The organism is Pseudalkalibacillus salsuginis, from assembly GCF_021646685.1.
GTDB lineage: Bacteria > Bacillota > Bacilli > Bacillales > Fictibacillaceae > Pseudalkalibacillus > Pseudalkalibacillus salsuginis.
Genome location: NZ_JAKJHW010000002.1, coordinates 217,532 through 232,189 on the forward strand (window position 1 = coordinate 217,532; position 14,658 = coordinate 232,189).

Here is a 14,658-nt window from a genome sequence, read left to right on the forward strand (position 1 = left end):
ACATTTTTGCATCTCACAATCGTTCGACATTTATCTTGGTAAAGCGACAGCCTTCTCTTTCTTTCGTGCTGCAATTGTCAGGTGACGTACTAGAATGATGATCACAAATAGGAATGAAGTGACGCCAAATGCTATGACCATGTATTTGAATCCGATCGTATCAAGAAACAAGCCGGTCAATAGCATCAATGCTTGGAATACGATGTTATCAACCATCCCTTTGATCGAAAAGAACCGGCCATGATAGTCAGATGGCACATCCGTTTGGAAAATGGTCGTGACCACAGGAAAGAGTGTTCCAGCTGCTAACCCGAATAACCCGAAGGAAAAGATCGACATTATCGGATGATCAGCCAGGAACAATGTGGTCTGTGCAGTTGCAATAATAAAAGTGATGGCAAACATATAGGTGAGCTTCGGATTTTCTTTAAAAAATTTCCCTGCCAGGAATGTTCCCACAAATACACATAGCCCTTCTACCGTATAAAGGATCCCTTTAATGCCTGGATTGTCTTGCAGCTCACTGATTTCGATAACAATCAAGTTAAATCCAGCCAAAAACAGGAACGCAGGCATCAACAGAAAGATGCCATAGACCACCATCGGTTGTTTCCGTACGATCGGGTACAATTCACGCAATGTACTGATGAAGTTCTCTTTCTTATCTTTCTTATTCACTTTCCTCGGTTCTTCATCCACTTTGATGAAATAGGTGCCGATCAACAAAAGTACATAGGATATAAGTGTGACGGTATACAGGGAAAAGAGCGACATTCCAACGAGCATGAGCCCTCCAAGGGCAGTACCGACAATCCTTGCACCAGTAAATATGTTTACGTTCACACTGTTCGCGTCAAGTAGCTGCTCTTTTGGTACAATCAAAGGGATCATGGTTTGCATGGCCGGATTCGAAAATGTACCCGAAATTCCAATGATAAACGTATAAATCAACATCCACCATACCGAATTTGTTGCGATCGCCAGGTACATGAACAATATCGCGATACATCTGGCGATCCCCGCATAGATCAAAATGTTTCGTTTGACACTCCGATCGATTACCCGACCAGCCAACGGAGCAAGGAAAATTCCTACCAGAAATCCTGACAAGATGATAAGTGCCTGTAAAAATGATGATCCAACATTCTTTTGTAAGAACTCAAGGTTACCGATGATCCCTACCCAGAGTCCTGTACTTGAAACCGCTAAACCGAACATGAGCAATAAAAAATTACGGTTTTTCCACACGGTCGTCTATCCCCTCTCGCATGATCGAAATGAAAGTATTTCGAGTCTCTAAATATATGTATATATTATAAAACGGTTCACGTGAAATTGCACCTTTTTTATTCTCTCCGAATCTGCACCATTGACATCCCTCCACGTTTTATGATCCGAAATGATATTGGTTTATGAAGGTGATGAATCGTTCCATTTCTTCCGTGGTTTCCTTTTGTATCAGATACGTATATGCTACTGGAAGTTCCAGCATTCCCGCATGCACTTCCAGGATCCTTCCTTCCAAAAGTTCCCTCTTGACGGTTGATTGCGGTAAAAACGAAAAGCCGATCCCTTCCTCGATAAAACGTTTCGTAACATTTACTTGTGTGACTGACATCGTCCTGACGGCAGGTTCGATCATCCTGATTCTTGATATCAAATCATCCCAGTACAACGGATGGTTATGGGTAAGAAGCACATCGTTACGAAGCAATTCTTTCAACTCTATCGGCGGACTTGTTTCACTGTCTCCACCATCATGTGCTGATACGGCAATGATGGGATCTTTATAGAGTGCTTTACATTCTAGTCCTGGATGGATCGCGCTCATCCTGGATATGCCTAAGTCCGCTTTCTGTTCATAGACAAGCGAACTTATTTCATTCGATTCAGCGACTTGTATTCCTACTTCAATATGCGGATGTTCCTTCATGAATGCTTTTATGACATAAGATAGGATTGACGCGGCAATTAATGGTGAAACGGCTATGGTCAACTTTCTTTCATAGCCTTGCTGCCAGTTTGATAAGGATTCCAATCCCCCATTATAGGAGTCTAATATCTGCTGAGCATACGGGAGAAAATGCTTTCCGGACTCAGTCAGAGAAATGTTCCTTCCATTTTTCTTGAACAATTTACAGCCTAATGCTTCTTCAAGATGTTGAATATGGACTGTGACCGTAGGTTGGGCAATGAACAACTTTTCTGAAGCCAACCTGTAGTTTTCATATTTCGCTGCAATGACGAAAGTCTGCAACCATCTTATATGCATCCATATCCACTCCATTCATTATGATTCATAATCAATTATAACCTAATTGTTTATTAGTAATAATCATAAAATCATCTTAAACTAATATTAAGAAATGTTTACTAAAGGAGTGTCCTTAATGATTAAAGAAGGATTAGACGGCATCACCGTAGCTCAGTCCACGATCAGCTTAGTGGATGGTGAAGAAGGATTATTGGTATACCGAGGGCATTGGGCAGAAGAAATCGCTAAAACAAAAAATTTTGAAGAAGTCGCCTATCTGCTCTGGAATGGGCATTTTCCAACAGATGAAAAGCTTTCAGACTTTCAAGGAACAATGAAACAATGTCGATTCTTGAGTGATGCAGATGAAACCATCCTCCAAAATCTACCTGTGGATATGGATATGATGAGCGTCATCAGAACGGTTTTATCATCTAAAGGAAACGATGACTTCGGTTGGCCATCAACCATTGAACAGGCCATTAAAATCACCTCCATCATTCCTACAATCATTGCTTATCGTCAACGTTGTTTGAATGGTTTGGATCCTGTAAAACCTGATACGAAACTTGGTCATGTTGCCAACTACCTCTACATGTTAGATGGCTATGAACCGAAGTATTCCCATGTCAAAGCATTGACTGCATACCTGGTGTTGACGATGGAGCATGGCATGAACGCTTCTACCTTTGCTGCAAGGGTCATCTCATCGACAGAGTCGGATTTGGTTTCAGCTGTAGCGGGTGCGATCGGAGCAATGAAAGGCCCCCTTCATGGAGGAGCACCTTCTGGCGTCATCGAACTTCTGCAGAACATCGGTACCGTAGAAAATGCAGAGAATCATTTAAGGCAATTGCTTGATAATGATGAAAAACTGATGGGATTCGGCCACAGGGTATATAAAACGGAGGACCCTCGTGCAAGGGCTCTCAAAGAAATCACGTCAAATCTTTCAGCAGACGATCCCTGGTTCGATCTTGCCAACCAAGTCGAAAAAATTGCGATCAACCTTCTTGGGGAGTATAAGCCAGGAAGAAAGCTATATACGAATGTGGAATTCTATGCCGCAGCAATATTGAAAGCCCTGGCCTTGCCGACAGCTCTTTTCACCCCGACGTTTACCATGAGCCGGGTCGTCGGATGGATTGCAAATGTCTTTGAGCAAAACGAAAATAACAGGATCATCCGTCCATCATCTTTATATATAGGACAAATGCCGAAGCAAATCTAAGAAGGGCTGGATCCTTAAATTTCCATAGTCAAGTTAAGTGGATACCAGAGCCTTATCTGTTCTACAACGCTATACTTTACAAAAATAGAGGACACCAGAGGCCTTAACTGGTAATCCGTTAAAAATCAGCAGCTATTTACCTGAATAACAGAATATCTGTCCTCTATTTTTTGCAATTACGCATTTTTTCCGTAATTAACGGAATAGATGGCCTCTAAGAACTAAACGTCTGTTTCATAAGTAGGTCCCTCACATTAAAGGCTATTGCCTTTCCTCCTTGGTTATTTCGCCTCTGGATCATCATGCATAAAGCCGAAAAGAAAGCCGTTAACATCATGGGCGTATGCCACATAACCCACTCCAGGGATTGGCATCTTCGGTAAGACGATTTCTCCTCCCTCACCTTCGATTTTCGAGGAATAGTCATCTACTGATTCCACTTGGATGATATTGACAGTCCGAGTTTCACCATCCGGGGATTTCATCAAGCCCCCATCAATCCCGTCCGCTTCTTCTCCGGTATGGATAAGCCAGTAATCTTCCGGACCTTCCCATTTCTCAACACGCCAACCGAATACATTTTTAAAAAATTCGACTGACTTTTCTGGATGAGGAACTTGCATTTCAAAGTGTACGACTCGATTCATCTTGAACCCTCCTGAATAGTATTAGAACATATGTTCGTTATAAATATTAGACATCGACATAACAACTTCCTGCTAAACTCTTAATATTTTTTAATAAAAGTGTTAATCTTTATAAAATCACGTTCACATTCAGGAAGGAGCACATACATGACTACGAAAACCTATCATCGATCCGTCTGCCCGCTTGACTGCCCTGATACTTGCAGTCTTCTGGTAGAAAAGGAAAATGGGAAAATAACGAAAGTAGATGGGAATCCGGATCACCCTGTCACAAAAGGGATGATTTGCCATAAAGTACGAAAGATGCCCGAACGCACTCATCATCCTGAACGGCTCCTCCACCCTATGAAACGGATTGGTAAAAAAGGTGGTTTATCTTTTGAACGTATAACTTGGGACGAAGCGTATGAAGAAATCATTTCACGGTTTAAAGCGATTATGGAAGAATATGGTTCTGAAGCAATCCTTCCATACAGTTTTTATGGGAATATGGGGATCATCAACAGCGAAGGCATGGACCGGCGCTTCTTCTATCGTCTCGGTGCACGGAAACTTGAGCGTACCATCTGCAATACCGCTGGTTCAGAAGGGTATCAGATCACAATGGGAAAAGCAGTCGGGATCGACCCTGAAGAGACGGTCCACTCAAAATTGATCGTCATTTGGGGATGCAACCTGATCAGTACAAATCTTCATCAGGTCATCTATGCGAATAAAGCACGGAAAAAAGGCGCTAAAATCGTCGTTGTCGACATACATCGGAACCGGACGGCGAAGTGGGCAGACCACTTTTATCAAATCAAACCAGGATCAGATGATATTCTTGCCCTTGGAATTATGCATATCATCATAAAGAATGATTGGATTGACGAGAAGTTCCTCGATCAATATACGAATGGCTTTGAAAGTTTGAAGGAACGGGCAATGGAATATCCACCAGACAAAGTTGCGGGACTGACAGGCTTGCATGAAGAGCAATTGATGGAACTTGCCCAAATGTATGGAACGATTTCACCGTCCTTCATCCGCATCGGCAACGGACTTCAACATCAAAAAAATGGCGGGAGGATCACTCGGTTGATTACGTGTCTGCCTGCACTGACAGGGCAATGGGGGAAAACTGGCGGGGGTGCTTTGAAAGGGAACAGCCGTTATGCTGAATGGAATATGCAGAAGGTACAAAGGCCTGACATGCATCCTGATTCTGATGTACGGTCTACCAATATGAATCAAATTGGGATGGCGCTTCAGGAAAAGGATGATCCAATCAAAGCTTTGTTCATCTATAACAGCAATCCAGCCCAAGTAGCTCCCAACCAGAAACTGGTCCGTAAGGGGTTGATGAGAGACGATTTATTTACCGTTGTCCACGATTTATTTCCTACGGATAGCTGTCGTTATGCCGATATCGTCCTTCCTGCCACTAGTCATTTTGAGAATTTGGATCTTTATAAATCCTATTGGCATCTTTATGTGCAATTGAACGAACCGGTCATGGATCCGATAGGTGAATGCAAATCGAATTTCACTCTTTTCAAAGAGATGGCTGCGGGAATGGGCTTCACAGAACAATGCTTTCAAGATACGGAAGAAGATATGATCCGTGACGCTTTGGACAACCCTGGAAGTCCATACTTGAGTGGTCTCACCTTAGACCAGTTGAAAAGAGATGGCTGGGTGAAATTGAAACTGGAAAAGGAGACGACTTTTCCAGAAAAAATCCCGACATCATCTGGAAGAATTGAACTTTCTTCTCCTGCTGATGATCAATTGTTCAACATGGAAAAGGATGAGAAACGAGATTATCCTTTACAGTTGATATCAGGGCCGAACCATCAGTTTCTTAATTCGATCTTTTCAAACCTGGATAGCCTACAAGCTCTTGAAAAACCAGTCGTCTATATTCATCCCTCAGATGCAGAAGATCGTAATCTTCAAACTGGGGATTTTGTCGAGGTATTTAATGAGTTAGGCACTGTCCACTTACAAGCAGAGATTACTGAGGATGTATCGGAAGGTGTATTGATCACCCAAGGTTTATGGTGGGATGATGAAGAAAAAGAACGGTACTCCATCAACCACCTTACCCCGGATGGCTTATCTGATATTGGGGGAGGAGCGACATTTTTCAACTGCTTTGTAGGCATAAAAAAAGCCTGAAGTTTTTTTACCATTAATTTCCTTGAATGATTTTTGTAATTTCTCAAATACTTAGATTGAAAGGTACATAATTACCTTTTAACAATCCAGAACGTCAATTGAAGGAGGAGTTCAAATGGCACAACAAGGAAATAACAACCAATTGGTAGTTCAAGGTGCAAGAGCAGCAATCGACGCTATGAAGAGCGAAATTGCTGGAGAATTCGGTGTACAACTTGGGCCAGACACAACTTCACGCGCTAACGGTTCTGTTGGTGGAGAAATTACGAAGCGTCTAGTACAAATGGCTCAACAATCAATGGGCGGTATGAGATAATCACCCCGGGAAGAGCATCCAGCTTCATGCTGGGTGCTTTTTATTTGTTCTTGAATATCGAAAATTTTTCAAGTCGAACTCGCGATACTTCTGCGGATAAATGAACCGGAGTCCCCATAGCGAGGAACGAGCGAGGATACTGCGGATCCAAAGCAATAAAATAGAGTGAATTTAATAGAATCAACACTAAGACCAACCAGCCATTTTTATACATCGGAGGGAATTCCATGAAAGCGATAAAACGGGAATATAATGAGTTCAGCCGTTCAATCGATAAAATGTCAGAAGGTTTAGATGCGATCATCGAACTCTTCAATGAACTGGAGGAAGATAAGCCGATCATTCGACTTGATGATAAGGTATTGAACGAATTAGAAGAAGCAAAGGAAAAATACGGTGAGGACTTCATCCATAAAAAAATGAACAATCTTATCAGGGAAGCCCTGTCATGGTTATCTGCACAAGAAAATGAAGAGGATGGAGACTGAACATCTATTTTTTTCAATAAAAGATGACCCTGGTTTCAGGATCATCTTAAATGACATTTGCTTATTGTATCGTTTTTGTTTTTTTCATAATGCCGGTCAGGAATGCTGTCAGTAATGCACCTGCTAAAATAGCTACGATATAAAGGATTGCATTATTAACCGTCAAGATGACGAACAAACCGCCGTGTGGTGCAGGTGTAGCGTTTCCAAACAGCATCGAAAGTCCGCCGGCTAATGCAGAACCAGCAATGGAAGCTGAAATCACCCTTACCGGATCTGCCGCAGCAAACGGGATTGCGGCTTCTGTTATGAATGAGACTCCAAGAATATATGCAGTTTTTCCTGCTTCACGTTCTTGTCTGTTGAATCGGTTTTTAAAGATGGTTGTAGCAATGGCCATACCAAGAGGGGGAACCATACCACCCGCCATAATTGCGGCCATCGGCCCATAGTTTCCTGCTTCCACAAGGGCAATGCCGAATGTATAGGCAGCCTTATTGATCGGACCACCCATGTCAATGGCCATCATCCCTCCGATGATTACACCGAGCAGGACAGCATTACCTGTCCCTAAGCTGCTGAGAGCGTCTTTCAACCACTCATTGAACCCTCCAAGCGGTCCAACAATGAAACTCATCACTACACCAGTGATCAAGATTCCGAATAACGGATACAGTAATACCGGTTTCAAGCCTTCAAGTGATTGAGGCAAGTTTCGGAATGCTTTTTTCAAGAGTACAACGGCATAACCGGCTAGAAAACCGGAAATCAGTCCGCCTAGAAATCCAGCGCCTCCATTAGCGGCCATCAGACCACCGACAAGACCAGGCGCCAAGCCGGGACGATCCGCAATACTCATTGCGATGAATCCTGATAACACTGGGACAAGCAGGAAAAACGCATTGTCTCCACCTATTGTCATGAACAATTGAGAAATAGGGTTATTCCCATCAATATCAATAAGGAATGATAAAGCAATCAATATTCCTCCGCCGACGACGAGAGGAAGCATGTTCGAAACCCCGTTCATCAAGTGCTTGTAAAAACCGCTTCTGCCATTGGCCGCTTCTGAGTCATCCCCTTTTCGGCCTGAAGATGAGTCGCCCTCGTAAACAGCTGCTTCCCCTTCTGCTGCTTTTTTCAAAAGGCGTTCTGGTTCACGGATTCCATCGGTCACAGGGGCTTGAACGAGAGGTTTCCCGACAAATGGTTCAAGGTCGACTTTCGTACTTGCGGCAACGATTACACCATCCGCTTCCTCGATGTCTTCTTTCGTAAGTTTATTTTTGACACCGCTTGACCCATTCGTCTGCACCTTGATGTCGTAACCGAGCTCTTTCGCCTTTGCTTTCAAATGATCAGCAGCCATGAAGGTGTGAGCAATACCGGTTGGACAAGCCGTAACAGCGACGATTCGTTTACGGGACACAGTTTCTTCAACAGGGGCTTGATCGGTGTCTTCCGTGTCAACATCGCCTTCCTCTTGCTCTTTCACCTTGAATGCAGATACTACATCTTCTTCGGTCTCTGCTTTCAACAGCGTCTCCTTGAATCCAGGATCCATCAGGTAAGTGGATAACTTCGACAATGCCTCAAGATGCTCATTGTTCGCCCCTTCAGGCACCGCAATCATGAAGAACAAGTGACTTGGTTGTCCGTCAAGTGCTTCATAATCCAGACCTTCTGCTGACCGTCCGAATACGATGCTCGGTTCATTTACGGCACGACTTTTAGCATGCGGAATGGCTATCCCTTCCCCAATACCGGTAGTGCTTTCCATTTCCCGTTTTAATATCGCTTCTTTGAAAACATTCAGATCAGAAATCTTTCCAGCTTGATGTAATGCAATAGCTAGTTCGTCAATCACGTCATTTTTACTTATCGCCTTTAGGTTCAACAGTACTTTTGACAACAAATCAGATACAGCCATGTTATTCTCCTCCTTTTTCGAATTCACGGACTTGGATGGTTTGGAACAGCTCTTCTACTTCCTTTTTCGTACAAAATTCAAGTGAGAAAGCTGACGCACTTCCAGCAGCAACACCATACTGGAAAGCTTCGAGAATGTTTCCGTGGTTCAAGTAGCTGGAAACGAAACCTGCAACAACTGAATCTCCTGCACCGACGGAATTCACTACTTTCCCTTTTGGCACATTACACGTATAGCTTCCTTCGCTTGTAACGAGGAGAGCGCCATTGCCCGCCATCGAAACGATGACATGTTCAGCACCTTTATCCACCAGCTTTCGTGCATATTTCTCCGCCTCGTCACTTGTTATGATTTCGACATTGAATAAGTCGCCTAGTTCATGATGATTCGGTTTGATCAAAAACGGTCTTGCCAAGATAGCCTGATTCAATGGAACCCCTTTTGTATCAACGATGACCCTTGCTCCTTCTGGCACCAATTCAATCAGTTCTCTGTAATAGGAAGGCTCCAGATTCTCAGGCAAGCTTCCTGCCAATATGACCACATCATTTTCACGAATTGAGCTGAACTTCTTTTTAAGCAAATCCAGGTGTTGAGGGTCGATGCCAGGCGATGGACCATTGATTTCAGTTTCAAGATCTGCTCTGACTTTCACATTGATGCGTGAATCACCGTCCACCACTACAAAATCTGTCTCGATCTCTTCCATTTCGATTGCCGATTGAATGAAATCACCGGTAAAGCCCCCGATAAATCCGAGTGCGCACGATGAATGTCCCAATCGTTTGAGCACCCTGGATACGTTGATGCCTTTACCACCAGGGAATTTATAGGTTTCTCCGGCCCTGTTGACCTTTCCGAGCTCCAAATCCTCAAGCCCGACGATATAATCCAACGAGGGATTGAGCGTAACTGTATAAATCATATTTTCACCACTTTCACTCTTGTTGTTTTTTGGATTTCACTTAAAATTGAATCCTCTTCCCTGTTGGTGATGATTTCTGCATCCCGGATGTCTCCTACTTTAGAGAATGACACCTGTTGGAATTTCGAATCATCCATGAGGACAAATGCTCGCTTTGACAGATCCATCGCGAGTCGCTTGACCCGTGCTTCTTCCGGATCCGGGGTCGTATACCCGTGTTTGGCATGGATGCCATTCATCCCGATGAAACTTTTATCGAACCGGAAAGACTGGAGGGTTTCCTCTGCCTGGACACCTATAAGAGCTCCGGTTTTCGCTTTTGCCCGTCCACCAGTCAGATAGACTTCCACTCCTAACCCTAATAGCGTGGTGACAAAATGATAGGCGTTCGTCACCACTACGACATTTTTATCTTCTAAATGCGGCAAGATTTGTTGGGTAGTAGTCCCAGCATCGATGAAGAGGCAATCTCCCTCCTCAATCAATTCTGCAGCTGCTTTTCCGATTTCAGCTTTTGCTGGTTCATTGAGACCTTGCTTCTCCTCTAATTCTGGTTCATATCGATTATTCGTAATTTGTGAAGCACCGCCATGGACTCGTTTGAGCTTTTCTTCCTGCTCCAGTTTTTCAAGGTCACGACGGATCGTAGAGATGGAAGCGCCCGTATGCTCACTGAGCTCATGTATAGATGCTGTTTTCCGTTTTTTCAATAAGGCTAAAATGATTTCATGCCGCTTCGTTGTAAGCACTTTCACACCACCTTTTATATAAAGGTAAATCATTTTCTATCATATTTCAATCATTTTCAATCATTTTCATTCAAAAGGAATCATTTACTAGTTCATGAGGTGGTGAAACGAACCGTATAATGGTTGCGATAAAGGTCATTTCTTGTTTGTTTGGACGATATTTTTTTAGAAGCAGAAAAAATCATTCGGAAAAATGAATAAAAAAAACTCGGGCTTTGCCATGCCTTGGCGAAGGCTTAGCGTTAGCCCACTTATACTTCGTTCGTAAACTTTTCTGCAACGTCGGTTAGCTACATCGTTGAAAAGTTACACGGCTTTTTTAACGTATAAAATAAACCCTCATTACGGACTATTATTTTTAACTTGATACACTTTCATTCGTTTCCATGAGAATCACCACGTTCAGGACATGTTTTTTAGGCCCGGTTTGGTCGAATAAAGATTCACTCCACTAAATTCACATTATCCCGGGTGAGGTCCAAAATTGGATACTGCTGATTCGTAGATGGGTGTCCATTGTATCCAAACTTTAAAAATGAATGGACAAGAAAGGATTCATTCCATTATTGTAGAAATAGATTGAGAAGGGAAAAAGGAGGGTTTAATTTGAGCACTTTCACCTATACGCTTGAAATCCAAGCACCAAAGAAACGGGCTTCGACTGTATCAGTGACAATGGAAAGCAAATGATCTGGATGGAAGGTTTACAGGAAACCAAATATGTTGGTGACTATGATCCGGAAAAACCCTGTTGGCTCACAGTTCAAACAGAAGATTATAGGAGGTAGGCGCGTGGTGGAATATGACGGTGAAGTGCTTGCTTATGATCGTCCTAATATGATCGCTGTCAAAATCGGTAATCAAAGTTTTATAGTAAATGCGTATTATCAACTCTCAAAAACCATACAAGGTACACGTCTGGATTATCGGGCGGAAATGGATACTGCCAATACGTTCACTAAGATCATGGGCTTCTTGTTCGGGTGGCTGACCAAGAGTATCCTCCACAAACAAATGACTAGATTGAAGGAAATGGCAGAGTCAGAAGCAAAGGTCACAGCATAAGACTGTTTGCCTTTCAACAAATATATCCTGCGACATCAAGATCACGCATATTAAGGAGGTTGTCGTGAACACGTCTCAACATCCCCTTTCCATAGATACGATAAAACAATATATGGATATTTTAAAAGTAAAAGACGTCTCTCACTTGGATTTAGCTTTGTTGAGGACATTGATCCGATCTCATTTACATACGATCCCTTACGAGAATTTCAGCAAATATCATTATATGAAAAATGATATGGGTATGCGGTACATATATGATACAGAGGCATTTGTCATGCGGGCAAGAATCGGCTGGGGAGGCACCTGCTATCCACTGAACATCCATTTCGCAAAGCTTCTGAAGTCTCTTGGGTACAACTCCTCACTAGTTCGGGTAAGGAAAGGCCATGTCGCAATCATGGTCTGCTTTGATGACCAAGACTACTACGTCGACGTGGGATACGGTTCTCCTCTCTTTTCTCCTATAAAATTACCGGAGGAAGGAAGGTTGCAGATCAAAAAGTTAGGTGAAGAAATTTTCATAAAAAAAATCGCTCCCTCCTTATTTGAAATAGACAGACATGCTGACGGCAAATCATTCGTAAAAAAAGAAATCGAGTGGACTCCCCTCTCTTTGGAAAATTTTACAGCCGATATCGAACACTCCCACATGGATGAACCCGACAATATCGTAATGAGAAGGCTGAGTGCAACCATCTTCAAACCAAGGTATTGTTATTACTTGAACAATGAGACGATCACAAGGAAAAACGAATACACGAAAGAGGTATCGAAGTTTACCGATCGAGGAAGCTGGGCATCCAATGTGTATCAGGTATTTGGTATTGAAGAAGACGTATCACTAAACGCTGTCGCTTTTTTAGAAGAGCGGGGTGTGAAGATTTTCAAAGATTGATAAGGACACGAAAGTTGGTTCATCTGTTTTCCAAATGTGTGAAGGGGGAACATCCAATGGTTGAGGATTGTACATCTTATGACATGGAATTCACATTCGATAAGGATTTACGGGAAAAACCTATAAATGAAAAAGAAATGAGAAAAGGGGTCCACCATATTGTTAATCAGTTAGGATCAATTGAGTTGATCAAACGGCTCCATCACGACCGATAACAATATGAACCTTATAGAGACTTTCTTTATCAACATTATGGGAAGTACAAGTTTGAAGAAGGCGAGTATGAAGCTGCCTACTCCTTATTCCAAGTTACTTTGAAAATCAGGAAAGAAAAAGGAGATTACAGACTGGTCAAATCCACTGAAACCTCGATCAATTGTTGTAAGGATATTTTAAGTCTGCCGTGAAACAAAGAACTGACCCCAAATGTGCCCAGTTCAATAAAGCGGGTTCAACGAAGGGTCAGTATTTTTTTGCTAGATGGCTGTCTCTTGTTCCTTTTTAATCACATCATGCTGGTCACATCGCCTATAACCTCTATACTTATTTTCCAGTAGTTCACCAAATTCGAACAATGCCGCTTCATTCCCGACACGGCTCATTACTTGGACCGATATCGGCAGACCTTTTGAGGTTTCACCGACCGGGACAGTTAATGAAGGCAGGCCCCATGTGTTTCCATAAGCGATATATGGCATATAGCGGAGGAACGTTTTTGAGAATGAAAAGAGTTCTTTATATAACTGTCCATGTGGCGGGGCTGGCGAATGATAGACCGGTATGACAATCAGACGATGATCAAGATATGTTTGAAGCCGATCATCCCCTTTTCTCAAAATCTCCCTGAGAGTCTTCAATCTTTTACCGGATGGCCTGAATAATCGCGCTCCGATCATTGCCCACGACAAGAAGGTGTGAATATCTGATCGGGAGTACTTCGATTTCAGGAACTCAACATATACACTTGGTTGTTTATCATTGACCATCAAATGTTTTCTTAATGCTTTTGCCCCATCTAGTGACATCAACTGCTGCCATATGAGCGACGACTCATTGAAAAATGGAGGCTCATCCAACTGAATGGAGAAATCTTGCTCAAAATCCTCTTTTATCGTACGGACGAGCCTGCCCGTTTGGACCCCTAAAGGACATGAGTAGAACTGAGGGACAACAAGCTCGAACGAACTTAGATCAACCGTGATCGGTTGTTTTATTGAGATGATGGAATTGATGAGCCGGGTATCCCGGACGCTTTTCCCCATTGCTCCGATCCCAAGCATCCGTTTCTGTTCTTCAAACTCGACATAGGGATAATTACCTTCTTGTGATACCTGATCATTCCCTGATTTGAAACCGACCACTCCGTTAAAGTGGCAAGGGAACCTGATGGAGCCACCAATGTCCGCCCCAAGACCGACTGCAGCTCCACCAGCTCCCATCAAGGAGCCTTCTCCACCGCTTGAGCCTCCAGCAGTCGCTTCTAAATCCCATGGATTATTCGTCCGTCCATACACAGGGTTCTCCGTTTCTTGATAGAAACATAATGATGGCGTATTGGTCTTTCCAAGGACGATTGCCCCTTCTTTTTTTAAAAGACGGACGACTTCAGCATCGTCTTTCGCTACAAAATCCTTACGATGTACAAGGCCCCCAGTCGTTTTCATCCCTTCCACATTGAAAGATTCCTTGATACTTACCGGAACACCAAACAACTTCCCATTTGCATGTCCTTCTTTCAGCAATACATCTGATTGCCGTGCTTCTTTCCGTGAAGCATCAAACCGATCCTCTGTCATACAATTCAATTTTGGATTGATTGCTTCGATGTGCTTGATATACGTTTCAACGGCCAGTTCAGAGGTTATTTTCCCTTCCTTTATGCGAGCAGCTATTTCTGACGCATCCATATCCAAGATCGTCATAGGAATCCCACCCTTTACACCTTTTTAATAGATAACTATCATGATGTGAAACAATGTCATTATGGATATATAC

The 14,658-nt window shown here is 42.9% G+C and carries 14 protein-coding genes; 7 read left to right on the forward strand and 7 right to left on the reverse strand.

The genetic code is table 11. The annotated features are described in order from the left end of the window. Positions 1-30 precede the first annotated feature (30 nt). Positions 31-1,248 carry an MFS transporter gene (locus L1611_RS06210; RefSeq protein ID WP_236312236.1) on the reverse strand — a complete coding sequence of 406 codons (1,218 nt, stop codon included), beginning with the start codon at positions 1,246-1,248 and terminating at the stop codon, positions 31-33. A gap of 139 nt (positions 1,249-1,387) precedes the next feature. Then, a complete protein-coding gene (locus tag L1611_RS06215) occupies positions 1,388-2,272 on the reverse strand; it encodes a LysR family transcriptional regulator (RefSeq protein ID WP_236312237.1) in 885 nt (294 codons plus the stop codon). Positions 2,273-2,390: 118 nt separating this feature from the next. Between L1611_RS06215 and L1611_RS06220 the strand changes: the two genes are divergently transcribed. Continuing rightward, the gene (locus tag L1611_RS06220; protein ID WP_236312238.1) at positions 2,391-3,485 is read left to right on the forward strand and encodes a citrate synthase/methylcitrate synthase; all 1,095 of its coding nucleotides are present in this window, start codon (positions 2,391-2,393) and stop codon (positions 3,483-3,485) included. Positions 3,486-3,766: 281 nt separating this feature from the next. On the opposite strand, the gene L1611_RS06225 is transcribed toward L1611_RS06220, so the two are convergent. Beyond that, entirely contained in the window at positions 3,767-4,132 is a 366-nt protein-coding gene (locus tag L1611_RS06225; RefSeq protein WP_236312239.1) for a VOC family protein, read from the reverse strand. Between the two features lie 147 nt (positions 4,133-4,279). Between L1611_RS06225 and L1611_RS06230 the strand changes: the two genes are divergently transcribed. The 3 genes from L1611_RS06230 (at position 4,280) to L1611_RS06240 (ending at position 7,096) form a co-directional block, all read left to right on the forward strand. Beyond that, complete coding sequence (locus tag L1611_RS06230; RefSeq protein ID WP_236312240.1) at positions 4,280-6,292, forward strand: molybdopterin-containing oxidoreductase family protein; 2,013 nt, start codon at positions 4,280-4,282, stop codon at positions 6,290-6,292. 115 nt (positions 6,293-6,407) lie between these two features. Next, a complete protein-coding gene (locus tag L1611_RS06235; protein ID WP_236312241.1) occupies positions 6,408-6,608 on the forward strand; it encodes an alpha/beta-type small acid-soluble spore protein in 201 nt (66 codons plus the stop codon). Between the two features lie 227 nt (positions 6,609-6,835). Continuing rightward, a complete protein-coding gene (locus L1611_RS06240; protein ID WP_236312242.1) occupies positions 6,836-7,096 on the forward strand; it encodes an atypical membrane-integrating protein (Mistic protein) in 261 nt (86 codons plus the stop codon). Between the two features lie 61 nt (positions 7,097-7,157). Here the strand turns inward: L1611_RS06240 and L1611_RS06245 are convergent, their stop codons facing one another. Genes L1611_RS06245 through L1611_RS06255 form a run of 3 tightly spaced genes read right to left on the reverse strand, consistent with a single transcriptional unit; the run spans position 7,158 to position 10,700 of the window. Then, a complete protein-coding gene (locus L1611_RS06245) occupies positions 7,158-9,026 on the reverse strand; it encodes a PTS fructose transporter subunit IIABC (protein WP_236312243.1) in 1,869 nt (622 codons plus the stop codon). 1 nt (position 9,027) lies between these two features. Continuing rightward, a complete protein-coding gene (pfkB, locus tag L1611_RS06250; RefSeq protein ID WP_236312244.1) occupies positions 9,028-9,951 on the reverse strand; it encodes a 1-phosphofructokinase in 924 nt (307 codons plus the stop codon). Continuing rightward, positions 9,948-10,700, reverse strand: coding sequence for a DeoR/GlpR family DNA-binding transcription regulator (locus L1611_RS06255; RefSeq protein WP_236312245.1), 753 nt, complete (start codon positions 10,698-10,700; stop codon positions 9,948-9,950). The genes pfkB and L1611_RS06255 overlap by 4 nt, the downstream gene beginning before the upstream one ends. A 792-nt stretch (positions 10,701-11,492) precedes the next feature. Here L1611_RS06255 and L1611_RS06260 point away from each other — a divergent pair. The 3 genes from L1611_RS06260 to L1611_RS06270 all read left to right on the forward strand — a co-directional run bounded on the left by L1611_RS06260 (position 11,493) and on the right by L1611_RS06270 (position 12,878). After that, entirely contained in the window at positions 11,493-11,765 is a 273-nt protein-coding gene (locus L1611_RS06260) for an SRPBCC family protein (protein ID WP_236312246.1), read from the forward strand. Between the two features lie 64 nt (positions 11,766-11,829). After that, on the forward strand, positions 11,830-12,663 hold the full coding sequence (locus tag L1611_RS06265) for an arylamine N-acetyltransferase (protein WP_236312247.1): 834 nt from the start codon (positions 11,830-11,832) through the stop codon (positions 12,661-12,663). A gap of 56 nt (positions 12,664-12,719) precedes the next feature. Then, the gene (locus tag L1611_RS06270; protein WP_236312248.1) at positions 12,720-12,878 is read left to right on the forward strand and encodes a hypothetical protein; all 159 of its coding nucleotides are present in this window, start codon (positions 12,720-12,722) and stop codon (positions 12,876-12,878) included. Between the two features lie 261 nt (positions 12,879-13,139). On the opposite strand, the gene L1611_RS06275 is transcribed toward L1611_RS06270, so the two are convergent. Continuing rightward, on the reverse strand, positions 13,140-14,585 hold the full coding sequence (locus L1611_RS06275; RefSeq protein WP_236312249.1) for an amidase: 1,446 nt from the start codon (positions 14,583-14,585) through the stop codon (positions 13,140-13,142). Between the last annotated feature and the right edge of the window lie 73 nt (positions 14,586-14,658).

Coding starts and splice junctions, on each gene's coding strand:
- L1611_RS06220 (WP_236312238.1), top strand. CDS start 2,391: ATGATTAAAGAAGGATTAGACGGCATCACCGTAGCTCAGTCCACGATC.
- L1611_RS06225 (WP_236312239.1), bottom strand. CDS start 4,132: ATGAATCGAGTCGTACACTTTGAAATGCAAGTTCCTCATCCAGAAAAG.
- pfkB (WP_236312244.1), bottom strand. CDS start 9,951: ATGATTTATACAGTTACGCTCAATCCCTCGTTGGATTATATCGTCGGG.
- L1611_RS06230 (WP_236312240.1), top strand. CDS start 4,280: ATGACTACGAAAACCTATCATCGATCCGTCTGCCCGCTTGACTGCCCT.
- L1611_RS06275 (WP_236312249.1), bottom strand. CDS start 14,585: ATGACGATCTTGGATATGGATGCGTCAGAAATAGCTGCTCGCATAAAG.
- L1611_RS06235 (WP_236312241.1), top strand. CDS start 6,408: ATGGCACAACAAGGAAATAACAACCAATTGGTAGTTCAAGGTGCAAGA.
- L1611_RS06215 (WP_236312237.1), bottom strand. CDS start 2,272: ATGCATATAAGATGGTTGCAGACTTTCGTCATTGCAGCGAAATATGAA.
- L1611_RS06245 (WP_236312243.1), bottom strand. CDS start 9,026: ATGGCTGTATCTGATTTGTTGTCAAAAGTACTGTTGAACCTAAAGGCG.
- L1611_RS06240 (WP_236312242.1), top strand. CDS start 6,836: ATGAAAGCGATAAAACGGGAATATAATGAGTTCAGCCGTTCAATCGAT.
- L1611_RS06270 (WP_236312248.1), top strand. CDS start 12,720: ATGGTTGAGGATTGTACATCTTATGACATGGAATTCACATTCGATAAG.